We start from the raw sequence: 25,229 nt of genomic DNA on the forward strand, positions 1-25,229 counted from the left end.
CCTTCTGGAAGGCAGTCGGCCAACGTAGCTCAGGCGATCGGCAGCGGCAACACGTTTTCCGTCGCCGCGCGGAGGGCGTTCCGCATCGCCTCGCGGGGGGCCGGGCGGCCCGTGAAGTGCTCCACCTGGCCGAAAGCCTGGTGCAGCAACATGTCCAGCCCCGTCGCGATCCGGCCGCCGCGGGCCGCGACCGCCTCCGCCAGCGGGGTGGGCCACGGGTGGTAGACCACGTCGAGCACACACGGCGCCGCCGCCAGCGTGGCCGCGCTGCCCGCGACCGCCGCGGGCGGCACGGTGCTCACGAGCACCGACACGTCCGACACGACCTTCGCGAAGTCCACTTCGGACCACGCGAGCACCTCCGGCTCGACCCCGGCACGCTCCGCCGCCGCCACGGCTTCCGCCGCCCGTGCGGGATCCCGCACCACCAGCCGCACCCGGGCCACGCCCAGTTCGGCGAACGCCACCACCGTCGCCGCCGCCGTGCCGCCCGCGCCGAGGACCAGCCCCGTCGACCCGGGCTCCGCCGCGAACCCGCCCGCCACGCGCACCGCGCCTACGACGCCGTCGACGTCCGTGCTGTCCGCGAACCACCCGGAATCCCGGCGCACCAGCGTGTTCGCGGCACCCGCCGCGACCGCACGCGGGCTCGCCTCCGCCGCGAACTCCAGCGCGGCACGCTTGCCCGGCATCGTCACCGACAGGCCGGCCCACTCGGGCCCCAGTCCCGACACGAAACCGGGCAGCGCCTCGGCGTCCACCTCGATGCGCTCGTAGCTCCAGCCGGTCAGCCCGAGCGCCCGGTACGCGGCTTCGTGCAGCACCGGGGACAGCGAATGCGCGATCGGCTTGCCCAGTACGGCCGCCCTAGTACGCACCGCGCTGCCTCGCCAGGTCCTTGTTCCGGTTGTGCTCCGGCAGCGTCGCCGCGAAGCACGACAACCCGTTCTTCTCGCACTTGACGAAGAAGAACCAGTCGCCCTCCGTCGGGCGCAGCGCCGCCTGGATGGCATCCGCGCTCGGCGAACCGATCGGGGTGGGAGGCAGCCCGTTCGTCGTGTAGGTGTTGTAGGCCCCGGGCCGCTGGCGATCCGCGTCCGTAGTGGTCACGACCGGCTTGTCGAGCAGGTAGTTCACCGTCGAGTCCAGCTGCAGCCGCTGGTTCTGCCCGAGCCGGTTGTAGATGACGCGGGAGATCTTGCCGAAGTCCGCGCTCACGCCCTCCCGTTCGACCAGCGAGGCGATCGTCAGCACCTGGTACGGGTTCTCCCCCTGCACCGAGGTCGACGCCGCCAGGCCCGCCGCCTGGACCTTGGTCGCCGAGCTCTTCAGCACGAACCCGAGCAGCTCCTGCGCGCTCCAGCCGGGCTTGACGTCGTACACACCCGGCGCCACGAGACCTTCGATCCGGCGCGGATCGGTGCTCTTGCCCGCGACGCTCGCGGCCCAGTCCGGCACGCCCATCGCCGCGAGGTCGGCCGACGCCGCCGTCTTACGCAGGTCGTCGGTGGACACGCACGTGCTCTTCCCGTTGAGGTCCGCGCACGAAGCCTTCGACAGCAGGCTGAACACGCCCGGGGTCACAGTGCCGTCGGGCTGCGTGATGTCGTCGAGCTGGGTGCCGGCGCGGACCTGCAGCACACCCACGCGTGCGTTCGCCGACGTCAGCTTCGCGACGGCCGCCGCACCGGACATCTTCGTCTTCATCACGTAGTAGCCCGGCTGGAGGCTCAGCACCTTCGTGTTGTCCTCGCTGGCCTTCACGAACGCCTTCGCGCTCGCCACCACGCCCGCGTTCGTCAGCTCGGCGCCGATCGCGTTCGTCGAGTCGCCCTGGCCGATCTCGATCACGACGTCGCCTTCGCCGCTGCCGTCGTAGTCGGCGTAGCCGAAGACCTTGTCGATGCCGTACCAGGCGCCCGCGCCGATCAACGCGATCACGGCCAGCGCGGCGACCCACCGGAACATCCGGCGGCCCCGGCCGGCCCGCTTCGGCCGCTCGTCCTCGTCGTCGGGCGGCTCGATGTACTCCGGCTCGGCCCGCTCGTCCTCCGGGTAGTCGTCGGCGTAGTCGCCGTCGTAGTCGTCCTCGGCGTACTCCTCGGCTTCCTCGCCGTCGTAGTCGTCCTCGTAGTACTCGTAGTCCTGGACGGGGATGACGTCGGTCGGCGTGTCGTCCGGCGGGATCTGCCGCGGGCGCGGCCGCCGCGGGGGCACCGGGCGGTCGTCGAACAGGTCCAGCCCGTGGTCGGCCTGCGGAGGACGGCGCACCGGCGGCCGGCGCACGGGCGGCGGCTCCTGCGGCTCCGGCCGGGCGTGCCGCGGCGGCAGGTTGCGGGGCAGGGGCGGAGGCGGCGGCCCCGGGCGGCGCCGGCGCCCGCCGGGCGGCAACGGCGGAAGCTCGGAGCTCACGATCGGCCCTCCCGCGCCAGGTGTGCGGCCCGGCCGTCGAGCCAGCCCTGCAGGATCTCCACCGCGGCGGCCTGGTCGACCACCGCACGCTGCTTGCGTCCCTTGACGCCTCGCTGCGACAGCATGCGGGCCGCGCTGACCGTGGTCAAGCGCTCGTCGGCCAACCGTACCGGGACCGGGGCGATCCGCCCGGCGAGCTTTCCGGCGTAGGCAACGGCGATCTCGGCGGCCTGGCCGTGCCGGTCCGCGAGCGTCCTCGGCAGGCCCACGATCACCTCCACCACCTCGTGCTCGGAGACGAGGCCGGCCAGCTGGTCGAGGTCACTGTCACTGTGCGCATCACGCGACAGGGTAACGAGGGGGGACGCGAGCACCGGGGCGGGATCGCTCAGCGCGACCCCGACCCGGACGGACCCGACATCCACGGCGAGACGGCGGCCGGCCCCGGGATCGGACTCCCCGGGCCGGTCGGCGGTGCGGGCGGTCACCCCGCGGCGACCGCGGCCCGCAGCGCGGTGATGGCCTGCTCGATGCCGGCGGGGTTGCTGCCGCCACCCTGCGCCATGTCCGGCTTGCCGCCGCCGCGCCCGCCGATCTCGGGCGCGAACGAGGGCACGAGCTTGCCCGCCGCGAAGCCCTTGTCCCTGGCCTCGGCCGTGGTGGCCACGACGAAGCTCAGCTTGTCGCCCTGCGGCGCGAACAACGCCACGATCCCGGGCCGCGAACCGAGCCGCGTGCGCACCTCACCGGCGAGTGAGCGCAGCGCGCCCGCGTCGACGTCCCCGTCGAGCTTCTCCGCCACCAGCAGCACGCCGTTCACGTCCTGCGCCTTGTCCGCGAGCGCACCGGCCGAGCCGAGCACCTGCTGGGTGCGCAGCTGCTGGATCTCCTTCTCCGCGTTGCGCAGGCGCGTCAGCACGTCCTCGATGCGCGAGGGCAGCTGGTCGCTGGGCACCTTGAAGGTGCTCGCGAGCTGCGACACCAGCAGCTGCTCCTTGCGCACGTGGCGCAGCGCGTCGTTGCCCACCAGCGCCTCGACGCGGTGCACGCCGGAACCGATGGACGAGTCGCCGACGAGCTTGACCAGGCCCAGCTCACCGATGCGGCCCACGTGGGTGCCACCGCACAGCTCGCGCGAGTAGTCACCCATGTCGACCACGCGCACGTCGTTGCCGTACTTCTCGCCGAACAGCGCGACCGCGCCCAGCTCGAGCGCCTTGTCCTTGGTCGTGATGTAGCTCTGCACCTCGACGTCGCTCTGGAGGTAGTCGTTGACCTCCTCCTCGACCTCGGTGAGCACGTCGGCCGACACCGGGCCCGGCGTGGTGAAGTCGAACCGCATGCGGCCGGGCGAGTTCAGCGAACCCGCCTGCGCCGCGCGCTTGCCGTAGGCGCCGCGGACCGCGGCGTGCACCAGGTGCGTCGCCGAGTGCGAGCGCGCGATCGAGCCGCGGCGGGCGGCGTCGACCGAACCGGTCACCTCGGTGTCGAGGCCGATCTCGCCCTCGGTCACCTCGACCCGGTGCACCCACAGGCCCGGCACGATCTTCTGCACGTCGAGGACCTTCGCCTCGCCGCCGTCGCCGACCAGCACACCGGTGTCCGCGACCTGGCCACCGCTCTCGGCGTAGAACGGGGTCCGGTCGAGCACCAGCTCGGCCTTGTCCCCGGCCCGCACGCTGCGCACGCCCTGGCCGTCCTTGAGCAGGCCGATGACCTTCGCCGACGCCTGCAGGTCGGTGTAGCCGAGGAAGTCGGTCTCGCCGTGCCGCTCCAGCAGCTCCCGGTACACCGACAGGTCGCCGTGGCCCTTCTTGCGGGCCGCGGCGTCGGCCTTGGCGCGCTGCCGCTGCTCCTCCATCAGGGTGCGGAAGCCCGCCTCGTCGACCTCCAGGCCCTGCTCGGACGCCATTTCGAGGGTCAGGTCGATCGGGAAGCCGTAGGTGTCGTGCAGCTGGAAGGCGCGGTCGCCCGCCAGGACGTTGCCGCCGGCCTTCTTCGTCTCCTCCGCCGCGAGGTCGAAGATGCGCACCCCGCTGGTCAGCGTGGCGAGGAAGGCCTCCTCCTCCACGCGCATGACCTCGCTGATGCGGTCGAAGTCGCGGGCGATCTCCGGGTACGACGGCGCCATCGCGTCGCGCACCACGGCGGCGAACTCGGGCAGCACCGGCTCGTGCACGCCCAGCAGGCGCACCGAGCGCACGATGCGGCGCAGCAGGCGGCGCAGCACGTACCCGCGCGCCTCGTTGCCGGGGGTCACGCCGTCACCGATCAGCATCACGCCGGAGCGGGCGTGGTCGGCGATGACGCGGAAGCGCACGTCGTCGGCGTGGTCCGTGCCGTAGCGACGGCCGGAGAACTCCTCGGCCTTCGCGATCACCGGGCGCACCAGGTCGGTCTCGTAGACGTTCTCCACGCCCTGCAGCAGGTACGCCACGCGCTCGACACCCATGCCGGTGTCGATGTTCTTCTTCGGCAGGGAACCGAGGACGGGGCCGCCCTTCTTCGGGCTCACGTCCCCGCGGACGTCCTGCATGAAGACGAGGTTCCAGATCTCCAGGTAGCGGTCCTCGTCCATGGCGGGACCACCGTCGCGGCCGTGCTCCGGGCCGCGGTCGTAGTAGATCTCCGAGCACGGGCCGCCGGGGCCGGGCACGCCCATGTCCCAGTAGTTGTCGTCCGCGCCGCGCAGCTGGATGCGGGACTCGGGGATGTCGGTGGCCTTGCGCCACAACGCGGTCGTCTCCGCGTCGTGCTCGTAGACGGTCGCCCAGATCCGGCTGGGGTCCAGCCCGAGGCCGCCGTCGGCCTGCGACTTCGTGATGAAGTCCCAGGCGAAGGAGATGGCGCCCTCCTTGAAGTAGTCCCCGAAGGAGAAGTTGCCCGCCATCTGGAAGAACGTGTTGTGCCGCGTGGTCTTGCCGACCTCGTCGATGTCGCCGGTGCGCACGCACTTCTGGATGCTCGTCGCGCGCGGGTACGGCGGCGGGGCCTCACCGAGGAAGTACGGCTTGAACTGCACCATGCCGGCGTTGACGAACAGCAGCGTGGGGTCGTCGAGGATGAGCGACGCGCTGGGCACCCTGGTGTGCCCGTTGCGCTCGAAGTGCTCGAGGAACCGCTTGTTGATCTCGTGTGTTTCCACTGTCTTTCCTACGAAGGCTGGGGCGGCGGGGCGGGACCCCGCCGGAGTTTCCGGGACGCGGCGACGGCGGAGAGCGGAAGTGCGGGAAAGCGCTCAGCCCTCCGCCCGGCGCGCTCGCGCCGGGCGCGCGGCGTGCCGGCCCGCCGCCGGCCGCGGGGCGGGCACACCCGACCGCTGCTCCACCATGTCCCGCAGCTCCTGTTCCCGTTCGCTCATCCCGGCGCGGATGTCGGCGCCGAACGAACCGATGGCGCCCGCCAGCTCCTGCACCGCGTCACCGAGGTTGGCGGCCAGCCCGGCGGGCGTGGCCTGGCGGGCCGTGCGGCCCGCCTTGCGGGTGACCGCGACACCCGCCGCGACACCCACTCCCAGCCAGAATAGCCGCTTCATGACCTGCCGCTCCCCCGGTTGCGGCGGCGCGAGTGCTTGCCGTCCACCTCGCCCTTGGCCTTGCGGCGGGCGCGGATGGCCTTGCTGACGCCGTAGGACAGCGCGGCGGTCTTCACCAGCGGGCCGCCGAGGGTCGCGGTGAACACCGACGACAGCGCCGAGACGTTGCCGCTGACCGCCTGCGCGTTCGCGGTGATCCCGTCCACGCGCTCCAGCTGCGTGTTCACGTGGGTGATGGTCTCGTTGGCCCCGACGAGGATCGGGTCCGAGTTCTCGTGCGCCTTGCGGATCGCGATGGTCGCCTCGTCCAGGGTGCGGCCGAGCTTGAGCAACGGGATCGCCAGCAGCAGCACCAACAGCACGAATGCACCAGCGGCGATCAGCGCGGCGATCTGCCCTGCCGACACAGGACCTCCTTCAAGGGGCGACGGCGTGAATGCCGGTCAGGCTACCGTGCTGCCGCGCTTCCGGCCCGGGCTACCCCTGGCGTGTCCCGTAGTAGAGGGTGGCCATGTCCTCGTCCGCGTGCCCGGCGTCCACCGCGGCCTCCAGGTGCGCCAGCGCCGCGCGCACGCTGCCGAGGTCGACCCCCTCGCCCGCGGCGTCGAGGACCAGCCGCGCGTCCTTCGCGGCGTGCCGGGCGGCGAACGACAGCGGGTACTTCCCCGAGATCATCGCGCCGCCCTTGGCGTGGGCGTACGGGGAGTCGAGCGCGCCGCCGGAAATGGCGTCCAGGAACAGCTTCGGGTCCACGCCCAACTCACCGGCCAGTGCCACGCTCTCCGCGGTCGCATTGGTCAGGGCGAGCACCCACGCGTTGGCGACGAGCTTGAGCCTGCTGCCCGCGCCCGCCGGGCCGAGCCACACGGTGCGGGAGCCGATGGCGTCGAAGACGGGCGCGCAACGCTCGCGCAGCTCCTCCGGACCTGAGGCGAGCACGACGAGCTTGCCCTGCTCGGCGGGCTGTTTCGTGCCGAGCACGGGCGCGTCGACGAAGGCGACCCCGGCCTTGTCGGCGAGCGCGGCGAGCCTTTCGGTCCACTCGACACCCACGGTGCTGGCCTGGATCCACACCGGGACGTCGGTCAGCGCGGCCTCGGCCACCTCGTGCACGGCGGGCCCATCGGCGAGCATGGTGAGCGCGAAGTCGGCTCCGGCCACCGCTTCCTGAGGGGTGTCCGCGATCTCGATCCCGTGCTCCGCGAGCGGTTCCGCCTTCTCGCGGCTGCGGTTCCAGGCACGCACGCGCAGGCCGGCGGCGGCGAGGTTCGCCGCCATCGGCGCGCCCATGATCCCGGTTCCCAGCACGGCCACGGTGTCGGTCATCCAGCGCCTCCTCAAGTCCTCGCGTATAGGTCGTTATACGGGGATCACTCCCCGCGAACGGTCCGGCGCAGCCGGGGTACCCGTTCCGCGAGCGTTCGCTCGGCCCCGCGCTGGGTCGGGTGGTAGTAGTCACGGCCGACGAGCTCGTCCGGCGGGTACTGCTGCGGCAGCACGCCCTCCGGCACGTCGTGCGGGTAGCGGTACCCCTGGGCGTTGCCGAGCTTGGCGGCGCCCGCGTAGTGCCCGTCGCGCAGGTGCGGCGGCACGGTCCCGATCCGCCCGGCGCGCACGTCCGCCAGCGCCGCGTCGATCCCCGTCACCACCGCGTTCGACTTCGGCGCGGTGGCCAGGTGGATGGTGGCCTGCGCCAGCGCGAGACGCCCCTCGGGCATGCCGATGAACTGCACCGCGTGCGCGGCGGCGACGGCCGCCTGCAGCGCGGTCGGGTCGGCGAGGCCGATGTCCTCGCTGGCGTGCACGACGAGGCGGCGCGCGAGGAACCGCGGGTCCTCCCCGGCCTCGATCATCCGCGCCAGGTAGTGCAGCGCGGCGTCCACATCGGACCCGCGGATCGACTTGATGAACGCGCTGATCACGTCGTAGTGCTGGTCGCCGTCGCGGTCGTAGCGCACCGCGGCCTTGTCCACGGTCGCCTCGACGGTGGCGAGGTCGATCGTGCGGTGCTCCGTGGCCGCCGCCGCGTCCGCCGCGGCCTCCAGCGCGGTGAGCGCCCGGCGCGCGTCCCCGGAGGCCAGCCGCACCAGGTGTTCCTCGGCCTCCTCGGTCAGCTCCAGCTCACCGCCCAGGCCGCGTTCGTCGGCCAGCGCGCGGCGGATCAGCTCACGCACGTCGTCGTCGGTCAGCGGGCGCAGCTGCAGCACCAGCGAACGCGACAGCAGCGGCGAGACGACCGAGAACGACGGGTTCTCCGTGGTGGCGGCGACGAGCAGCACCGTGCGGTCCTCGACCGCACCCAGCAGCGCGTCCTGCTGGGTCTTGGAAAACCGGTGCACCTCGTCGATGAACAGCACGGTGTTCTCGGCGTTGTACATCCGGCGGCGCCGGGCCTCCTCGATGACCCCGCGCACCTCCTTGACCCCCGCCGACAACGCCGAGAGCGCCACGAACCGGCGGCCCGTGGCGGTGGAGACCAGGTTCGCCAGCGTCGTCTTGCCCGTGCCGGGCGGGCCGTAGAGCAGGACCGACGCCGGTGCGGCACCCTCGACGAGCCGCCGCAGCGGCGCGCCCTCGCGCAGCAGGTGCTGCTGGCCCACCACCTCGTCGAGCGTCCGCGGCCGCATGCGCACCGCGAGCGGGGAACCCGGCGGCACGACCGGCTCCGGTGGCGCCCCGACCGGATCGGGGCGCTCCAGATCCGGGTTCACAGTGAAGAGTTCGTCCTGCACTCCCTGAAGGTTACTGCGGCGCGCAGCGCCCCGATGGGGGGCGGCGGTCGGGCGAGGGGCCGGCCATGGGGAGCTCCGACACTGTTTGCGAACGCCAGGTCAGGTACGACTGCTTCGCCGAGGCGGCCATGATGCCCGCGGCGTACGGCAGCAGGTCCCGGCCTCGCCGCCACAGCCACGGCACCCCCTTCACCACGAGCCAGCCCACGTGGTCGATCGTGCGCGGCCGCACGCCGCCCGAGCACACCAGGCTGACCGGCTCCGGCACGGCGATCCCCGCGGCCGCCAGCAGCTCGGTGAGCCCGCGCGCGAGCAGGCGGTGCCCCAGCTCCGACGGGTGCAGGCGGTCCACGCTCCACGCCGACAGGTCGTAGGCGCCCGGCACGGCCCCCAGGTCGAGGCACGGCACCCCGTGCCGGCGCACGACCCCGTCCACGGCGGCGTTCAGCTCGTCGATGCGGGACTTCAGCGCCCGGTGCAGCGGGCCGGGCAGCCGGAACACGCGGCCGTGGTCGTGGAAGCGCACCGGCACCACCACCGCACCCACGGCGCTCAGCGTCGTCACGACGTGGTCGAGGTCGGCGGCGACCGAGGCGGCGTCGAAGTCCGAGCGCAGGGTGTCGTTCATGCCGGCGATCACCACCGCCACGTCGGGCCGGTGCGCGGCCGCCGCGGGCAGCTGGTCGTAGCGCACGCACCGCAGGCGCGCACCGGTGAAGGAGGTGTTGAGGTAGCCCTCGGGCGCCACGGCCAGCGCCTGCGCGACGAACGGGCCGACACCGCGCCAGCCGCGGCCGGGCACCGGATCGCCGAGCCCCACGGCGGTCGAGTCACCGAGCACGGCCAGGCGCCGCACCCGTCGGGGCATCGCTTCGGTCGGGAGGATCTGCTCGCTCAGCGCGGTCACGCCTACAGAGGCTCGGACACGCAGGCTCACCGCGGGTGAGCGCCGGGTAACGAGGCCGGGATGTTCTACCGAAATGCTGGGTACAGCGGCAGCTCGAGCCCCGGCCCGTGCCGCGCGTCGAGCGCCGCGGCGACGGCGGTGGCGTGCCCGGCGACCTCGTGCCGCCCCAGCCGCTCCGCGTCCACCGCCAGGTTGCGCCACCAGGTGACCAGCGCGGCGGGCTTGTCGCCGCCGCCCGCGAGCACCGTCCAGGTGCTGACCCAGACCAGCAGCAGCTGGTGGTCCAGCAGGTGCGCGAACAACACGTCGTTGTCGGCCAGCCCCGGCCAGACCGCGATGACCTCCGACCGCCACGCGGCGACCATCGCCTCGCTCATGCCCGCGGGCAGCGCGAGCGGCTCGGGGCAGGTCGCGAAGGGCACCCGCAGGTGCGCGGCGTCGATCAGCGCGTTGCGCACGCGTCCGCGTTCGAAGTCGAGGAACCGCACTCCACCGCTGGTCACGAGGTTGTTGTCCGGGCTGAGGTCGACCGGGCTGAACGCGCGGTAGGCCAGCGACCTCGCGCGCTCCAGCGCCGCCGCGGCGAACTCCCGCACCTCCTCCGGCGTGTCCACGCCCAGGTGCTCGGACAGCAGCGCGGAGAGCTGGGCGGACGCCGCGCCGGGGGTGCTGTCCTCGTGCTTGACCGGGCCGCCGAGCCTGCGCAGCAGCGCGTCGAAATCCGCCTCGCGCCCGGCGGTCGTGGCGTGCATCCGGCCGAGGGAGCGCGCCCACGACAGCAGCGCCCGCTCAGCGGCACGGGCGTCGCGCCCCCGCAGCTTGTCCCGCAACGTCGGTGCGGCGCCGAGGTCGTCGATCACCAGGACCCGGCGGGCACCGTCGTGCGCCAGCAGCTCCGGGCACATCCGCTCCTCGGGCGGCAGCGCCGTGAACAGCTGGTAGCTCACCGCCTCCTGGGCGAACGGGTCGGGCGCGGCCTCCGGCTTCGCCTCGGGGTAGTGCTTGATGACCAGGGTGCGCGGCAGGCCGAAGGGCGAGGACGCGATCTTCGCCCTGACCACCGTCGCCGGGCCGCTGCCCGGCAGTGCCTCGGGGTCCACGAGGGCGATGGCACTGCCGAAGCGGTGTTCGAGCACCGCCTCCCCGGCCGCGACCGCCGCCGCGACGGCCGGGTCCACGGGAGTACCTGCTGTGCCTGCGGTGTTGTCTTCGGAAGTCTCCACGGTCATCGTCTTCGACCCTACTAGCGGCCCGAGGGCCAACTCCACCACCATTTCAGCCCGCGGACAGCGGGCGGCCACCCGTGCGCACCCGCTGTCCCCTGCGGCGCAGTGCCAGCACGACGGCGGCGGCCGCCACGATGCCGATGAGGTTCACCACGAGCTGCGCCACCGACTCCAACGAGCGGCGCCAGTCCCCGGTGACGGCCGCGACCGCGGCGTACCCGGCGGCGGGCACCGTGGTCACCGAGATGAACACGCCCACCAGCGCGGCGGACTTGGCGGAGGTCATCGCGAGCATGCCCGCGGCACCGGCGAGCAGCGCGACGATCAGCGAGTACCAGCCGACCTCGTAGACGAAGTCGACCTGCGGGTGCTCCCCCGAACGGAACGCCGACACGTCCAGCAGCCCCACGAGCTCGCTCAGCAGCGTCACCCCCGCGGTGACCGCCATCGCGACCGGGAAGCCGATGCCGAGCGCGGCGCCCGCGCGGCGCATCAGGTCACCGCGCCGCAGCACGAGCCCCACGGCGAGGGCCGCGAGCGGCCCGAACTCCGGCCCCACGACCATCGCCCCGACGATCGTCACCGGCGAGTCGGTGATCACGCCCACCGACGCCAGCAGGCACGCGATGGCCAGGAACGCCAGGAACGTCACGTTGAGGCGGGACTCCTCGCCGGTGCGGCTGAGCAGCTCCTCCCACACCACCGCGTCGGCGCTCTCCCCCGGCGCGGCCTCCTCGGCCCGGTCGGCGGAGTCGGACAGCGCCGTGTCGAGCGACTCCAGCGTGATGCCGCCGTGGTGGTCGAGGTCCAGCCCGCACAGCAGGTCGAGGATCTCGTCCGCCGCCTCACGCGCGACGTCGGCCTCGATGAGGTCGCCCGCCGGCTCGAGCGCGGCGCCCCGGTGCACGACGATGTGTGCCGTGCCCGGGTGCGACCGCAGCCGCGCCAGCGCCTCGTCCGTGCTGCCCGCCGGGCTGATCACCCGCAGGTGCAGCACCGGCTCACGCCTTTTCGGCCGGCTTCACCGGTGGCTTGGCGTCGATGCCCGCCTCCTTGCGCTGCTGCGCGGTGATCGGCGCGGGCGCCCCGGTCAGCGGGTCGTAACCGCCGCCGGTCTTGGGGAACGCGATGACCTCGCGCAGCGACTCGGCCTTGGCCAGCAGCATCGTGATCCGGTCCCAGCCGAACGCGATCCCGCCGTGCGGCGGCGGGCCGAACTGGAAGGCGTCGAGCAGGAAGCCGAACTTCTCCTGCGCCTCCTCCTCGGACAGGCCCATCACCTCGAAGACGCGCTTCTGCACGTCGGCGCGGTGGATACGGATGGAGCCGCCGCCGATCTCGTTGCCGTTGCAGACGATGTCGTAGGCGTAGGCCAGCGCGTTGCCCGGGTCCTGCTCGAACTTGTCGATCCACTCCGGGGTGGGCGAGGTGAACGCGTGGTGCACCGCGGTCCACTTGCCGGAGCCGACCGCGACGTCGTCGCCGATCTCCTCGACCGGTGCGAACAGCGGCGCGTCGACGACCCACACGAACGACCACTCGTCCTCGTCGATCAGGCCGAGGCGGTGGCCGATCTCGACCCGCGCGGCGCCGAGCAGGGCGCGGGCGCCGTTCGGCGTGCCGGCGGCGAAGAACACGCAGTCACCGGGGTTGGCGCCGACCTTCTCGGCCAGGCCCTCGCGCTCGGCCTCGGAGATGTTCTTCGCGACCGGGCCGGACAGCGTGCCGTCCTCGCCGATGAGCACGTACGCGAGGCCCTTCGCGCCGCGCTGCTTGGCCCACTCCTGCCACGCGTCGAGCTGGCGGCGCGGCTGGCTGCCGCCGCCCGGCATCACCACGGCACCCACGTAGGGGGCCTGGAACACGCGGAACGGCGTGTCGGCGAAGTACTCGGTGAGGTCGGTGAGTTCGAGGCCGAAGCGCAGGTCGGGCTTGTCCGTGCCGTAGCGGGCCATGGCGTCGGCGTAGGTCATGCGCGTGATCGGCCGGGGCACGTCGTGCCCGATCAGCTTCCACAGCGCCGCGACGATGTCCTCGCCGACCTTGATCACGTCGTCCTGCTCGACGAAGCTCATCTCGATGTCGAGCTGGGTGAACTCGGGCTGCCGGTCGGCGCGGAAGTCCTCGTCGCGGTAGCAGCGGGCGATCTGGAAGTAGCGCTCCATGCCGCCGACCATCAGCAGCTGCTTGAACAGCTGGGGCGACTGCGGAAGGGCGTACCACGAGCCGGGCCTGAGCCGCGCCGGGACGACGAAGTCCCGCGCGCCCTCGGGCGTGGAGCGGGTCATCGTCGGGGTCTCGATCTCGACGAAGTTCTGCGCGTGCAGCACCTCGCGCGCGACGCGGTTGACCTCGCTGCGCAGGCGCAGGTTGAAGGCGGGGCCGCTGCGGCGCAGGTCCAGGTAGCGGTACTTGAGGCGCACCTCCTCGCCGACGTCCACGCGGTCGTCGATCGGGAAGGGCAGCACCGCCGACTCGGACAGCACGTCCAGCTCGGTGGCGAGCACCTCGATCGCGCCCGTGGCGATCTCGGCGTTCTCGTTGCCTTCGGGGCGGCGGGAGACCTCGCCGGTGACCTTGACGCAGTACTCGGAACGCAGCTGGTGCGCGCGCTCGGCCATCTCGCCCTCGCGGAAGACGACCTGGGCGACCCCGCTGGCGTCCCGCAGATCGATGAAGATCACCCCGCCGTGATCGCGCCGCCGGGCGACCCACCCGGTGAGCGTGACGATCTGGCCGGCGTGCTCGGCACGCAGGGTGCCGGCGTCGTGGGTGCGAAGCACTGCGGTTGCTCTCCTTGAAAAGGCACGGTGGCTAGCAGGGGATTTGCTGCCCGTCAAGGCTAACGAACGCACCCCGGGGTGGCGCGAGCAGGTTTCTCCTACCGGTTGGTGGGTGCGGGGTGGTGGCGCGGTGGGCGGGGGTGGCGCGGGGGTGGCGCGGTGGTCGGGGGGTGGCGTCCGCGGTGAGCGCGGCGGCAAGCGGGGCAGCGCGGGCTGAGCGCGGCAGCGCGGGCTGAGCGCGGCAGCGCGGGCTGAGCGCGGGGAGCCGAACCGGGCGGCGTGAGGACCGCAGGCCGAGGCGAGCCGAGTGCGGGGTGGGGTGAGCGCGGGCAGGGCGGCGCGAGCTGGAGCGGGTACGCAGCGGCAAGCGGGGCAGCGCGGGGAGCCGAATGGCGCCTGGGTGGCACCCGCGGCGCGGCGGTGCGACGGGACGGCGCGAGTGCACGCGGCGGAGCGGCGCGGCGCGAGCGTGCACGCGGCGGGGCGGGGTAGGGGTGAGCTGCGATGTGGGGCGGCTACGCGGCAGCGCGAGGCGGGAGTGCGGGCAGGGCGGCGATCGAGCGGCGGGAGCCGGGGCCGATGCCCGGCGGCAGTCGGGCGGCCCGGGGCTCCGCGCCCTAGTGAACGCACGCTTCCGGCGCCACAGCTGGACGCTTCCCGGCCCCACGTTGCAGGGGATACTCCGGGGCGGGTCTGCCCCGGAGTGCAGACCACCTCGCCGCCTCGCCACCGACCCCGGCCGTCACAGCAGCGTCATCTGCTCTGGGACCACCTCCGCTTCCCGGGGCGCGGGGATGCGGTGGGACGCCTCGCCGCGGTCGCGGGCGAAGCCGTGGCGGCGGAGCAGTGGGCCGACCCTCGCGGCGAGGACCCGGCGGTAGCCCGCCGCCGCGTAGGAGCCTCTGCCGTAGATCTTCCGGTAGCCGTCCACCAGCTCCGGGTGTTCCCGCGCCAGCCACTGCGCGTACCACTCGCGCGCGCCCGGCCGCAGGTGCAGGGCGAGCACGGTCGCGCTCGTGGCTCCCGCTTCCGCGACCTCGGCCAGCAGCGCGTCCAGCTGCTCGGTCGAGTCCGTGAGGCCCGGCAGCACCGGCGCGATCATCACCCCGCACGGCAGCCCCGCGTCCCGCAGGCGGCGGACCAGCTCCAGGCGCGCCTGCGGGCTCGGGGTGCCCGGCTCGACGCGCCGCTGCAGCTCACGGTCCAGCAGCGCGATCGACACCCCGAGCCCCACCTCGACATCGCCCGACACCGAGCGCAGCAACGGGATGTCCCTGCTCATCGTGGTGCCCTTGGTCAGGATCGAGAACGGCGTGCCCGACTCGGCGAACGCTCGGATGATGCCCGGCATCAGCCGGTACCGCCCCTCCGCCCGCTGGTACGGGTCGGTGTTGGTGCCCATCGCGACGTGCTCCCGCCGCCAGCTCGGCCGCTTCAGCTGCCGCGCCAGCACCTCCGGCGCGTTGATCTTGACCACGACCTGCGTGTCGAAATCCCGCCCCGCGTCGAACTCCAGGTACGTGTGCGTGTTGCGCGCGAAGCAGTAGGCACACGCGTGACTGCAGCCGCGGTACGGGTTGACGGTCCAGCTGAACGGCACGGCCGACTGGCCGGGCACGCGGTTGAGCACCGAGCGCGCCCGCACCTCGTGGAACGTCACCCCCGCGAACTCCGGCGACCGCACCGACCGCACGAGCCCGTCGAGCCCCAGCAGGGCCTGCTGCGGATCACTGTCCGCCCGTTGACTGTCCCACCTCATACCCTCAGTCGAACACGTGTTCGATCGACTGTCAACCCTCATCCGGCGCGCTTGACCAGCTCCCGCACCAGCTCGGCGACCTCGGCCGGGCTGAACTCCAGCGCGTTTTCCCCCACCGTGACCTCGAAACCGCACCTCGACAGGTCGGGCGAGGAGCGCACTCGGAGGAACAGCTGGATCCCCCGCTCCTCCACCATTCGCTCCCCCGCGAGCTGCGCCGCCGCGCGGGACACCGGCAGGTGGACGTGGAACAGCGGGGTCTGCGGCGGATCGGGGAACACGCGGGCGACGCCGTCGGCGTTCACGGCCGCCGCGATCGCCACGGCGTGGTCGCGGAACTCCGCCATCCGCGGGACCAGCCGGTCGAGCCCGGCGAGCGCGCCGAGCGCCAGCGGCCACGCGTCGGGGATCGCCCCGCCCAGCCGCCTCCGCCACACCCCGGCTTCGGCGACCACGTCCGCACCGCCCGCCAGCACCGCGCCGCGCGTGCCCTGGATCCCCTTGTACAGCGAGACGTACACCGAATCGAACAGCCCGGCGATCTCGGCGAACGGGCGGCCGTAGAACGGCTGCGCCTCCCACAGCCTGGCGCCGTCGAGGTGGGCCGCCGCCCCACGTGCGCGGGCCAGCCGCACCTGCTCGGTCAGCTCGTCCCACTCCGGCAGCACCCCGCCGAGATCACGCTGCGGCAGCTCCCAGACGACGGCCGCGAGCGGCTCGGCCACCGCCGCGAGGTCGTCCGTGCGCAGCAGCTCGTTGCGGTCACCCGCCGGGTGGAACCGCAGCCCGTGCACGGCGTTGTAGCCCTGCAGCTCCCACGCGTCCAGGTGCGACTGGGGGTGCGCGGCGAACGCGCGCCGCCCGCTGCGCTCGGCGTGCACGCGCAGCGCGGCCTGCTGAGCCATCGTGCCGCTCGGGAAGAACAGCGCGGCCTCGGCGCCCAGCAGCTCCGCGATCCGCTCCTCCAGGCGCGCCACCGGCTCCTCGGGCAGCGTGTCCTCGTCGACGAGTGCCGCCCACTCGCGCAGCAGGGCCGCGGGCCTGCGGCGGATCGGGGCGTGCAGGGCGAGCGAACGGCGGATGCGGGTGGGGTCCATACCGCGATCCTGCCAGTGCCGTCCGACGGCTTTCGGTCTCCCGCTCAGTGGAAGGCCCACTGGGCAGCGCCGCCCGCGGTTTCCCAGACTGTCCGCCGGACCGCACCCCCAGCCAGGAGAGACGACTTGAGCTTCCTCGACGACGAGAAGTGGACCGGCCGGATCTGGACCGGCAGCTGGACGCGCGCGGCCGGGGGTGACGCCCCCGTGGTCGAACCGGCCACCGGCGCCGAGCTGGGCCGCATCGGCGTCGCCACCCCCGAGGACCTGGCCGCGGCGGCCGCGCGGGCGGCGGTGGCGCAGCGAGAGTGGGCCGCGACGCCGTTCCAGGAACGCGCCGCGGTGCTGCGCCGCGCCGGGGACCTGTGGCGCAGGCACGCCGACGAGCTGCGGACCTGGCTGGTCCGCGAGGCCGGGAGCGTGCGCGGCAAGGCGGACTTCGAACTGCACGTCGCCGGGCAGGAGTGCTACGAGGCGGCGGCACTGCCCTCGCACTCGATGGGCGAGCTGCTGCCCAGCGAGGAGCCCCGGCTGAGCATGGTCCGGCGGGTGCCGGCGGGCGTGGTCGGGGTGATCTCGCCGTTCAACGCGCCGCTGATCCTGTCGATCCGCTCGGTGGCCCCCGCGCTCGCGCTGGGCAACGCCGTGATCCTCAAGCCGGACCCCCGTACCGCGGTGTGCGGCGGGGTGGCGCTGGCCCGCGTGTTCGAGGAGGCGGGGCTGCCCGCCGGGGTGCTGCAGGTCCTGCCCGGCGGGGCGGAGACGGGCGCGGCGCTGGTCACCGATCCGCACGTCCGGGTCATCTCGTTCACCGGGTCGACGGCCGCCGGCCGGTCGGTCGGCGAGCTCGCGGGGCGGCACCTGAAGCGGGCGCACCTGGAACTGGGCGGCAACTCGGCGCTGGTCGTGCTGGAGGACGCCGATCTGGAGGAGGCGATGAGCGCCGCCGCGTGGGGCTCGTTCTTCCACCAGGGCCAGATCTGCATGACGACCGGCAGGCACCTGGTGCACGCGTCGCTGTACGACGAGTACGTCGAGCGGCTCGCGGCGAAGGCGGGCTCACTGCGCGTGGGCGACCCGGCCACCGAGGACGTCGCGCTCGGCCCGATCATCGACGCCGGGCAGCGGGACAAGATCCACGCGCTGGTCACCGCCAGCGCCGAGGCGGGCGCGAAGGTCGTGGCCGGGGGCACGTACGAGAACCTGTTCTACCGCGCCACCGTGCTCGCCGACGCGGGCCCTTCGGTGCCCGCGTACGAGCAGGAGGTGTTCGGCCCGGTCGCCCCGGTGACGAAGTTCTCCACTTTGGACGAAGCCGCGAAACTGGCCTCCGACAGCGAGTACGGGCTGTCGCTGGGCATCCTGACCGCGGACGTGCACCGCGGCCTGCGGCTGGCCGAGCGCATCCCGACGGGGATCGCGCACATCAACGACCAGACCGTGAACGACGAGGCGCTGGCCCCGTTCGGCGGCGTGGCCGCCTCGGGCACGGGCTCCCGCTTCGGCGGCCCGGCGGCGAACATCGAGGCGTTCACCGAGGCCCGCTGGATCACCGCACGCGGCGACGTGGCGGCGTACCCGTTCTAACCCACCAGGCGGTCGACGTAGCACCAGCGCCAGTCCTCGCCGGGCTCGTAGCTGCGGATCACCGGGTGGGCGGTTTCGTGGTAGTGCCGGGTGGCGTGGCGCCGCGGTGAGGAGTCGCAGCAGGCGACGTGGCCGCACGTCAGGCACAGCCGCAGGTGCACCCACGTCGTCCCCTCGCGCAGGCAGTCCTCGCAACCCTCCACAGTGGACTCCGCGTCGCCCGGGTCGGCGAGGTGGGCGCACTGGCCCGCGGTGTTCGCGGGGGTCCGCAGGTCGGCCGCGGTGGCACGGGTGGGCTCGTCGTGGGGCTCCAGCATCGACTCCTCGATGTCGAGGGTGTCGAGCACGTGCCGCAGCACCTCGTCGTCGACCGTGCCGCGGTCGCGGGCCGTCAGCAGCACCTCACGCTCGGCCGCGAGCATCTCCGACCGCAGCCGCCGGTACGCCGCGCTCGGCGTCTCCTGCAGGCTGCTCGCGAACCCGAGCCGCTCCCACGCCGAATCCGACCGGTAGGCCTGCTTGTCCTCCAGGCGCGCGATGACGTCGGGCGGGTCGTCGTCGGTGCGGATCTCCTTGAGCCGCTCCAGCCCCGCCTGCGTCATGTCGTGCAGCAGCGCGGCCTGCTGCAGCGCGTCCTCGCCCGGATCGGGGGCGGGCAGGTCGAGGCGCCGCACGAGCCGCGGCAGCGTCGTGCCCTGCAGCGCCAGCGTCCCCGCCACGACGACGAACGCGGAGAGCACGAGCACCCCGCGTTCCGGGGTGTCGGCGGGCAGCACGAACGCGGCGGCCAGCGTGACCACCCCGCGCATCCCGGCCCACGCGATCGCGGCCGAAAACCGCCAGGGGTAGACCCAGGCGGGCAGCAGGTTGCGCGCCAGCGCCGAGGCGAACACCCACACGATGCGGCTGACGATCGTCGCGGCGAGCACCGCCGCGCAGATGCCCACGATCGCCCACGCGGAGAGGCTGCTGTCGGCGACCTCGCCGAGGATGCGGCGCAGCTGCAGGCCGATCAGCAGGAAGACCAGGTTCTCCAGCAGGAACTGCACGGTCCGCCAGTTGATGCGGCTCGCCAGCCGGGACGGGCCCGACAGCAGCCGCGGCGTCTGCTGCCCCAGCACGAGCCCGGAGACCACGACGGCGAGCACCCCGGAACCGTGGATCGCCTCGGCGGGCAGGTAGGCCACGAACGGCACGACGAACGACCAGGCGGTGTCGAGCACCGAGTCCAGCAGCCTCCGCCGCAGCAGGACCGCCGCCCAGCCGATGGCGAGCCCCACCGCGACGCCGCCGACCGCCGCGACGAGGAAGTCCAGCCCGACCTCCCACATCGCGACCGAACCGGCGATCGCCGCGATGGCGGTGCGCAGCGCGACCAGCGCGGCGGCGTCGTTGAGCAGGCTCTCGCCCTCCAGGACGCGCACGATCTGGCGGGGCATGCCCACGCGACGGGCGACCGCGGACGCGGCCACCGCGTCCGGCGGGGCGACGACGGCGCCGAGCGCGAACCCGGCGGCCAGCGGCAGCCCCGGGATGACGAGCCAGGTCACGAGCCCCACGGCGAAGGTGGTGAACACGACCAGGCCCACCGACAGCAGGGCGATCGGGGTGCGGTTGGCCCGGATCTCGACCAGCGACGTGCGCAGCGCGGAGGAGTACAGCAGCGGCGGCAGCAGCCCGACGAGCACGAGTTCGGGGTCGAGCTCGTAGGCGGGCACGCCCGGGACGAACGACGCGGCGACGCCGGCGATGATCAGGCACAGGGGAGGTGACCAGTCGAACCGCCGGGCGATCCCGGTGACCACCAGGACCGCCACGACCAGGCCGATGATCTGGGTGGCTAGCTGCATGAGCCCGTTTCAGGAAGTAGTGCGGAGGAAAAGGCCTCCGTGGTCAGGGGTGCTGCCGGGTCGTACATCCGGGTGGTGACGAGGATATCCGGCGCGGCGGCTGGAGAGCCCGTGGTGCCGCCGGCGCTGTTGCCCTGGGCGGTCCGCGCCATGCCCGCGATGACCGCTGATCTCCGGCTGCTCGTGGAGCTGGAGACACCGAGCGACGACAAGGCCCTGCTCGACACGGGGCTCACGGTGCTCGGCCGGTGGCTCGCCGGGAGGCTCGCGGGGGCGCGCTTCACCCGGCACGACGGCGGGCGGCACGGGGACGTCCTGGAGGTCACCCTTCCCGGAACAGCGCCCGGGCACGTGCTGTTCCTGTGCCACTACGACACGGTGTGGCCGCGCGGCACGCTGGAGACCTGGCCCTTCCGGGTGACGGACGGCCGGGCGAGCGGGCCGGGCACCTTCGACATGAAGCTCGGCATCGTGCAGGCGGTGTGGGCGCTGCGGGCGGTGCGCGCCTTCGGGCTGCGGGTGCCGTCGGTGCGGCTGCTGCTGACCGGGGACGAGGAGATCGGCAGTCCGGCGGGCAGGCCGCACATCGAGCGGTCGAGTGACGGGGCGCTGGCGACGCTGGTGTTCGAGGCCTCGCTCGACGGGGCGCTGAAGACGGGCCGCAAGGGTGTCGGGCTGTTCGACGTGACCGTGCGGGGCGTCGAGGCGCACGCCGGGCTCGACCCGGCGGCCGGGGTGAGTGCGATCCACCAGCTGGCCGAGCTGATCGGCGTGATCTCCGCGTTCGGCGACGCGGGCAAGGGGACGACCGTCAACGTCGGGCTGGTGCGCGGGGGTACCGCGCTCAACGTCGTCGCGGGCGAGGCGAGCTGCGGGGTGGACGTCCGGGTCGCCCAGGCCGCCGAAACGGCCCGGCTCGACGCCGATTTCGCCGCGCTGCGGCCGTCCGACGCGCGGGCGCTGCTGAGCGTGCGCGGGGAGTGGAACCGGCCGCCGATGGTGCCCAACGCGCCCACCCGGCGGTTGTTCACGCTCGCCGCGCGGGTCGGCGAGCAGCTGGGCCTGCGGCTTTCCGACGTGTCCGTCGGCGGCGCCAGCGACGCGAACTTCGTGTCCGCGCTGGGCCGCGGGGTGCTCGACGGCCTCGGCGCGCTCGGCGGGGGTGCCCACGCGCGGCACGAGCACGTGCTGCTCGCCCCCGTCCCCGCCCGCACGGCGCTGGTCGCCGGGCTGCTGGTGGCGCTGGCGCCGGGCCCGGCGGGCGCGCCTACCCTGGGCGCATGACCGCCGAACCGACCACCACCGGGGACCTCGACTACCTGGGCTTCGTCGAGTACGCGGTCGCGAGGACGACCGAGGAGCTGCCCGACGTGGACCCCGTCGCGATGCGGCTGGGGCTCACGTTGCACCGGCTCACGAGCGCACTGGTCTACGACTGGGAGTCGACCGTGCACCGGCCGCGGGGCTGGAGCTGGGGCGGCTTCCGCGTGCTGTTCGTGCTGTGGCTGGCAGGCCCGATGGAGGCCAAGCGCGTCGCGCAGCTGTCCGGGATGAGCCGGGCCGCCGTGTCGGCGCTGGTGAACACGCTCGAGCGGGACGGGCTCGTGTCGCGCACCCAGGCCGAGCACGACCGGCGCGCCGTGCTGCTGTCGCTCACCGAGGACGGGCACCGGGCGATCACCAGCGCCTACACCGCGCACAACGAGCGCGAGCAGGCGTGGGCGAACGCCCTCACCGAGTCCGAGCGCACCGTCCTCATCGGACTGCTCGAGAAGCTGGCCACCAGCTCCGCCGCGAACGAGGCCAAGCGCCGGTTCTGACCCGTTCAGCGGGTGAGCGCGGCCTCGATCGCGGCCACGACCTCCGGCGACTCCGGATCGGTCGTGGGCCGGAAGCGGGCGAGCACCTCGCCGTCGGCGGTGACCAGGAACTTCTCGAAGTTCCACTGCACGTCGCCCGCCTGGCCGTCCGCGTCCGGGGTGCGCACCAGCTCCTCGTACAGCGGGTGCCGCCCCGGCCCGTTCACCTCGATCTTGGCGAACATCGGGAACGTGACCCCGTAGGTGGCCGAGCAGAACTCCGCGATCTCCTCCGCGCTGCCCGGCTCCTGGCCGGCGAACTGGTTGCACGGGAACCCGGCGACCGAGAAACCCTTGTCCCCGTAACGCCGTTGCAACCGCTCCAGCCCTTCGTACTGCGGCGTCAGGCCACAGCGTGAAGCCACGTTGACCACCAGCAACACGTCTGCGCCGAGTTCGCGCAGCGTCGCCGGTTCCCCGGACAGCGTGCGCAGCGGCAGAGTGGCGAACACCCGGTCAGTCCGCGGTGCGCGGGCCGGGGACCGTGGTCAGGCCTTCCGCGGGTTTGAGGCCCAGCGCGTCGAGCAGCAGCGCGCAGTCGTCCGCGTCGGCGGCCGCCGACGCGACCGCCCGTACCGCGCGGCGCCGCTGGTCGAGCACCGCCGCGGAGTCGTCGAGGACGTCGTGCGGCTGGGCGATCACCGAAAAACCGTTCTCTCGCATGCGTTCCCCTCCACCTGGTCGCGAAACCGTGTAACGGCCGGGCACCCGGGGTAGCCGGTCACCGGAGAAAGGAGCGGTAAATGAGCTACTCCCCCGATCCGGTGCGGGCCGACGGCCCCGCCGTCGTCACCGAAGGTACCCCTGACGGGCCGATCGTGCTGGTGCTCGACCCCGCGGGTGAGGCCAAGCACGACGGGCTGCCCGCGACGTGGCGCGACCAGCTCGGCAGCTGGCGCGTGGTGTGGTGCCGGGTGCCCGCCGACGGCGCGCTGACCGGGGCGGACGAACTCCTCAGCGACCCGCCCGGCACCGGGAAGGTGCACGTGGTGACCAGTGGTCCCTGCACGGACGAAGCGCTGCGGCTGGCGGAGGCGCACTCCGGGACGGTGCGCTCGGTGCTGCTCGTCGACCCGGGCGCCTCCGGGTACGTGGAGGCCGGGGACGGCGAGGCCGCCGACGAGCACTGGGAGGAGCAGACCGAACAGCGGCGCTGGGCGCTCACCCGGTCGGGGGTGGACGTCCGGGTCGTCGCGCACAGCACGGGCGGTCCGCGGGACCGGATCCCCGCCCCGCTGCCGCTCGGGCACCCCGACGTGGTCGCCGCCGTCCAGCAGTCCATCGCCGACCTGGGCTGAACGCCCCGGAAAGGAGTTCCCGTGAGCGATCCCCTCGGCACCGAGCAGCCGGTGGAGGACGTGCTGGAGCAGCGCCAGGAGGTCAGCGACCCGGCGGTGGACGTCGACCCCGCGCTGCCCGCCGAAGCCGATCCCGCGGACTACGCCGAGCAGCAGCGCCCGGTCGCGGACCCCGACATGCTCGACGAGGAGGACCGGGAGTACGGCTGAGCCGACGGCCGGCGGGCGCCCTCAGCCGTGGCAATGATCTCCGGCGGCATCCGGTGGCAGGTCGAGCATCGGGTTGCCGTCGAAGAAGCCTGACGGCTTGAGGTGCATGCTCACGCGCGTCACGGGCATCACCGGCCAGTCCTCCGGGCGGACGACGTGGTGCGCGCCGAGCGTGTACCACAGCACGAGGTCCGCGTCGCGCAGCGAGCGGTTTCCCGCCGTGTAGCGGACGAGGCCGTCTCCGCCCGGGTTCTGCGCCACGTAGTCCCCGCACGCGAAGCGCTCCTCGGCCGCGTACGCCGTGGCCCACAGGTGCTTGGTCGCGAACTGCCCGCGCGCGAACTGCTGTGAGCCCTCCTGGAAGAAGGGCAACACATTCGCGCCCGGTTCCAGTTTGTAGGCCACCTCCTGCCCCAGCGCGTTCCGCTTGTCGGCACTGGTGATCAGCCACGCGCGGCCCGCCAGCGGGTCGATCACGCGCTGCGCCTCCGCCTCGCTCGTCAGCTGCCGCTTCACCTGCCGCCACGCGTTGCCGTACGGGTTCCCCTCCCCCGCCGGCACCGCGGCGGACTCCACCTCGTAGAGGTTGTTGCGGTCGCCGTCCACGCGCATGTCCAGCCGCACGCTGAAGAAGTGCTGGTGGTGCGGCCCGTACAGGCCGGGCGCGACGAGCGTGCCGTGCTCCGGCGCGGTGCCGGGCGGCAGCGCGCCGGTGGAGATGACGCCGGTCAGCTTGACCTCGAACTCGATCGAGCCGTCCAGGTACAGGTTCCAGTAGAACCCGTAGTCGTAGTTGCCGACGGTCGCGAAGAACGACACCACCAGCCGCCGGTTGCGCCGCACCTCGCCCTTGCCGGTGCGGAAGTCCGTGTGCTTCCAGCCGATCGAGAAGTCCTCCTCGTGCAGGCAGATCGCGTTCGGCAGGTGCAGCGCGCCGCCGTCCTGGTCGTTGACCCACGCGTCGAAGTAGTGGATCTCGCCGAGGCAGTCGCAGCCCAGCCGCAGCGAGTTGGCGAGCACGCCGAGCCCGTACTCGCCCATGTCGAACACGTTCTTGTTCCAGTGCGTCGCACCGGGATCGCCGTAGGGCACGTACATCTCCGACAGCGACGCGCGGTGGATCACCGGCCGCAGCGTCCCGCGGTCGACGTAGCCGATCTCGTGCAGCACCAGCCCTTCGCGCGGGGTGAAGCCGACGCGCAGCCGCCACGGGCCCCACGACACGGCGTGCCCGTCGACGGTGAAGCCGCGCCCTTCCGGTTGCGTGATGCTGACCGGCTTCGGCGCCTCCCGTGCGTGCGCGAACGCCGGCACGTTGCCGTCCTCGAACGCGAGCTCCGGGTCGTAGTTCCCCGGCTGCGGCGGCAGGGGGACGACGCCGTGGTCCTCGACGTCGAGCACCTCCATCGCGTCGAGGTCGACGGTGACGATCACGTTCTCGACCGGCCGCGCGTAGCCGTTGTCGTCCGGTTTCGCCCGCACGAAGGTCAGCGGGCGCGCGAGCCGCCGCCGCGCCGGATCGTCCTCAGTGCCACGGTAACCCGAGGCCCACGGATCAATCATCGTCAGCGAGAAGTCGGTGATCCCGCGCCGCGCCATCGCCTCCCGCCAGCGCGGGTCCGCCCGCACCAGCTCCTCGCACGCGAGGAACTCCTCCAGCGTGATCGGCGGCTGCACGCCGGGGACCTCGCGCCAGGACACGACCTCCGCGCGGCTGAGCGAAACCACCGCCTCGTAGGTGCGCCGCTCGGCGCGTTCACGCAACACGACCGCCGCGCACCGGTCCCATTCCCGTCCGGGCGCGAACCCGGTGACGAACTCCTTGTCCGGTTCCCGCGCCTCGATGTAGACGAAGCGCGCGCTGGGCGCGAGGCCCTTGTCCCGTCGCAGGATCGCGCTCGCTCCGGCGATCTCCTCCGGCGACAGCGGGTCGAGCGGGTGCGTCGCGGTCTCTGCCATCTTCCGACGATCCCA

General features: G+C 73.2%; 23 protein-coding genes. 5 read left to right on the plus strand and 18 right to left on the minus strand.

Features of this window, described 5'->3' with window-relative positions; genetic code table 11:
• Nucleotides 1-29: 29 nt before the first annotated feature.
• The 14 genes from ABFX51_RS19975 to ABFX51_RS20040 all read right to left on the minus strand — a co-directional run bounded on the left by ABFX51_RS19975 (nt 30) and on the right by ABFX51_RS20040 (nt 16,451).
• Nucleotides 30-878, minus strand: coding sequence for a shikimate dehydrogenase (locus tag ABFX51_RS19975; protein ID WP_091507635.1), 849 nt, complete (start codon nt 876-878; stop codon nt 30-32).
• Nucleotides 868-2,412, minus strand: a complete 1,545-nt coding sequence (mltG, locus tag ABFX51_RS19980) for an endolytic transglycosylase MltG (RefSeq protein ID WP_346054520.1) — start codon at nt 2,410-2,412, stop codon at nt 868-870. Before mltG ends, ABFX51_RS19975 begins: the two co-directional genes overlap by 11 nt.
• Entirely contained in the window at nt 2,409-2,900 is a 492-nt protein-coding gene (gene ruvX / locus ABFX51_RS19985; RefSeq protein ID WP_091507637.1) for a Holliday junction resolvase RuvX, read from the minus strand. Before ruvX ends, mltG begins: the two co-directional genes overlap by 4 nt.
• Nucleotides 2,897-5,557, minus strand: coding sequence for an alanine--tRNA ligase (alaS, locus tag ABFX51_RS19990; protein WP_091507639.1), 2,661 nt, complete (start codon nt 5,555-5,557; stop codon nt 2,897-2,899). Before alaS ends, ruvX begins: the two co-directional genes overlap by 4 nt.
• 93 nt (nt 5,558-5,650) lie before the next feature.
• Nucleotides 5,651-5,947, minus strand: a complete 297-nt coding sequence (locus ABFX51_RS19995; RefSeq protein WP_091507641.1) for a hypothetical protein — start codon at nt 5,945-5,947, stop codon at nt 5,651-5,653.
• On the minus strand, nt 5,944-6,354 hold the full coding sequence (locus tag ABFX51_RS20000) for a DUF948 domain-containing protein (protein ID WP_091507643.1): 411 nt from the start codon (nt 6,352-6,354) through the stop codon (nt 5,944-5,946). The genes ABFX51_RS19995 and ABFX51_RS20000 overlap by 4 nt, the downstream gene beginning before the upstream one ends.
• A gap of 70 nt (nt 6,355-6,424) precedes the next feature.
• Entirely contained in the window at nt 6,425-7,273 is an 849-nt protein-coding gene (locus ABFX51_RS20005; protein ID WP_346054521.1) for an NAD(P)-dependent oxidoreductase, read from the minus strand.
• Nucleotides 7,274-7,317: 44 nt separating this feature from the next.
• Nucleotides 7,318-8,679: a replication-associated recombination protein A gene (locus ABFX51_RS20010; RefSeq protein ID WP_091507648.1), complete on the minus strand. Its 1,362-nt coding sequence runs from the start codon at nt 8,677-8,679 to the stop codon at nt 7,318-7,320.
• 10 nt (nt 8,680-8,689) lie between these two features.
• On the minus strand, nt 8,690-9,520 hold the full coding sequence (locus ABFX51_RS20015; protein ID WP_428832486.1) for an SGNH/GDSL hydrolase family protein: 831 nt from the start codon (nt 9,518-9,520) through the stop codon (nt 8,690-8,692).
• A gap of 131 nt (nt 9,521-9,651) precedes the next feature.
• Nucleotides 9,652-10,815, minus strand: coding sequence for a phosphotransferase (locus tag ABFX51_RS20020; RefSeq protein ID WP_346054522.1), 1,164 nt, complete (start codon nt 10,813-10,815; stop codon nt 9,652-9,654).
• A 46-nt stretch (nt 10,816-10,861) separates the two neighbouring features.
• Entirely contained in the window at nt 10,862-11,809 is a 948-nt protein-coding gene (locus ABFX51_RS20025; protein WP_346054523.1) for a DUF389 domain-containing protein, read from the minus strand.
• Nucleotides 11,810-11,813: 4 nt separating this feature from the next.
• Complete coding sequence (gene aspS / locus ABFX51_RS20030; RefSeq protein WP_091507656.1) at nt 11,814-13,595, minus strand: aspartate--tRNA ligase; 1,782 nt, start codon at nt 13,593-13,595, stop codon at nt 11,814-11,816.
• Nucleotides 13,596-14,337: 742 nt separating this feature from the next.
• Entirely contained in the window at nt 14,338-15,354 is a 1,017-nt protein-coding gene (locus ABFX51_RS20035) for an Rv2578c family radical SAM protein (RefSeq protein WP_346054524.1), read from the minus strand.
• 38 nt (nt 15,355-15,392) lie between these two features.
• Complete coding sequence (locus tag ABFX51_RS20040; RefSeq protein ID WP_091507662.1) at nt 15,393-16,451, minus strand: threonine aldolase family protein; 1,059 nt, start codon at nt 16,449-16,451, stop codon at nt 15,393-15,395.
• A 126-nt stretch (nt 16,452-16,577) separates the two neighbouring features.
• Here ABFX51_RS20040 and ABFX51_RS20045 point away from each other — a divergent pair, with 126 nt between their 5' ends.
• Nucleotides 16,578-18,038, plus strand: coding sequence for a benzaldehyde dehydrogenase (locus ABFX51_RS20045; protein ID WP_346054525.1), 1,461 nt, complete (start codon nt 16,578-16,580; stop codon nt 18,036-18,038).
• Here ABFX51_RS20045 and ABFX51_RS20050 read toward each other — a convergent pair.
• Nucleotides 18,035-19,888 carry a Na+/H+ antiporter gene (locus ABFX51_RS20050; protein WP_346054526.1) on the minus strand — a complete coding sequence of 618 codons (1,854 nt, stop codon included), beginning with the start codon at nt 19,886-19,888 and terminating at the stop codon, nt 18,035-18,037. The two genes, ABFX51_RS20045 and ABFX51_RS20050, sit on opposite strands and share 4 nt — an antisense overlap.
• Nucleotides 19,889-20,047: 159 nt before the next feature.
• Between ABFX51_RS20050 and ABFX51_RS20055 the strand changes: the two genes are divergently transcribed.
• Nucleotides 20,048-21,172, plus strand: a complete 1,125-nt coding sequence (locus ABFX51_RS20055; RefSeq protein ID WP_346054527.1) for a M20/M25/M40 family metallo-hydrolase — start codon at nt 20,048-20,050, stop codon at nt 21,170-21,172.
• Nucleotides 21,169-21,708 (plus strand): MarR family winged helix-turn-helix transcriptional regulator, encoded by a 540-nt coding sequence (locus ABFX51_RS20060; protein WP_091507668.1) that lies wholly within the window; start codon nt 21,169-21,171, stop codon nt 21,706-21,708. The genes ABFX51_RS20055 and ABFX51_RS20060 overlap by 4 nt, the downstream gene beginning before the upstream one ends.
• Before the next feature lie 5 nt (nt 21,709-21,713).
• Here ABFX51_RS20060 and ABFX51_RS20065 read toward each other — a convergent pair whose 3' ends face one another.
• Together ABFX51_RS20065 and ABFX51_RS20070 are read right to left on the minus strand one after the other, a co-directional pair.
• Nucleotides 21,714-22,199 (minus strand): glutathione peroxidase, encoded by a 486-nt coding sequence (locus ABFX51_RS20065; RefSeq protein WP_346054529.1) that lies wholly within the window; start codon nt 22,197-22,199, stop codon nt 21,714-21,716.
• Between the two features lie 4 nt (nt 22,200-22,203).
• Complete coding sequence (locus ABFX51_RS20070; RefSeq protein WP_091507673.1) at nt 22,204-22,410, minus strand: hypothetical protein; 207 nt, start codon at nt 22,408-22,410, stop codon at nt 22,204-22,206.
• Nucleotides 22,411-22,490: 80 nt separating this feature from the next.
• Between ABFX51_RS20070 and ABFX51_RS20075 the strand changes: the two genes are divergently transcribed.
• Both ABFX51_RS20075 and ABFX51_RS20080 read left to right on the plus strand, forming a co-directional pair.
• A complete protein-coding gene (locus tag ABFX51_RS20075; RefSeq protein WP_091507676.1) occupies nt 22,491-23,045 on the plus strand; it encodes a hypothetical protein in 555 nt (184 codons plus the stop codon).
• A gap of 21 nt (nt 23,046-23,066) precedes the next feature.
• On the plus strand, nt 23,067-23,255 hold the full coding sequence (locus ABFX51_RS20080) for a hypothetical protein (protein WP_346054530.1): 189 nt from the start codon (nt 23,067-23,069) through the stop codon (nt 23,253-23,255).
• A gap of 21 nt (nt 23,256-23,276) precedes the next feature.
• On the opposite strand, the gene ABFX51_RS20085 is transcribed toward ABFX51_RS20080, so the two are convergent.
• On the minus strand, nt 23,277-25,214 hold the full coding sequence (locus tag ABFX51_RS20085) for a primary-amine oxidase (protein ID WP_346054532.1): 1,938 nt from the start codon (nt 25,212-25,214) through the stop codon (nt 23,277-23,279).
• Nucleotides 25,215-25,229: the final 15 nt, after the last annotated feature.

The sequence above is a fragment of the Amycolatopsis dongchuanensis genome, from assembly GCF_039542405.1.
GTDB lineage: Bacteria > Actinomycetota > Actinomycetes > Mycobacteriales > Pseudonocardiaceae > Amycolatopsis_E > Amycolatopsis_E sacchari.